Genomic DNA, 798 nt, shown 5'->3' on the forward strand with positions numbered 1-798 from the left:
GGGAACGCCCGCCTGGGACGTCGCGCGGATCGACCGGACATTCGCGGAGACCTTCGTCCTGAGATCCGAGCTCCTAGTCGCGAGTTGCAGCGACGGCATCGTCGGCTGTTGCACCTTGTCGGCCGAGGATCCCGAGTTCTGGCCCGACGCCCTCAAGGGGGAGGCCGCATATCTGCACAAGCTCGCGGTGCGACGGACACATGCGGGCCGGGGTGTCAGCTCCGCGCTGATCGAGGCTTGCCGCCATGCCGCGCGAACGCAGGGGTGCGCCAAGCTGCGGCTCGACTGCCACCCGAACCTGCGTGGCCTATACGAGCGGCTCGGATTCACCCACGTCGACACTTTCAATCCCGGCTGGGATCCAACCTTCATCGCAGAACGCCTAGAACTCGAAATCTAACGTCCGTTCGGGCATCGAGGTCCATGTCGGGGTGGGACGGGCCCGTGGCTTCAAGATCACTTGCAGTCCGACCGCGATGTCTTGGTTGCGCGAGAGGTTGTCGATATCCTCCACTTCCATCATCAACCCTGGATAATGCCGCCGCCGTCATCGCCGCCGACGCCCGTGCCGGGCTTTTCGGGCCTGTCAGGCTTGCTCGGCCTTCAGCCTGCCTGGGCGAGATCTCCGGCGGACGGATTAACGGCGGAGCTTCGCCGCCTTTCGTGCGTGTGAAGGCCGAAGATAGTTCTCTCAAAAACATCCGTTTATGAGAGATACCAAATGTCATTTTCAGAAGACGACTGCACCAGTTGATTGGGCGTAATGGCTGTTGTGCAGCCAGCTCCTGACAGTTCAAT

General features: G+C 61.8%; 1 protein-coding gene. It reads left to right on the top strand.

Annotated features, from left to right (window positions below; all coding sequences use genetic code 11):
• On the top strand, nt 1-400 hold a 400-nt coding region (locus OKB87_RS23535; RefSeq protein ID WP_058671088.1), incomplete at its 5' end, for a GNAT family N-acetyltransferase.
• Between the last annotated feature and the right edge of the window lie 398 nt (nt 401-798).

Source organism: Aeromonas sp. Y318-1 (genome assembly GCF_027706125.1).
Classification (GTDB): domain Bacteria; phylum Pseudomonadota; class Gammaproteobacteria; order Enterobacterales; family Aeromonadaceae; genus Aeromonas; species Aeromonas hydrophila.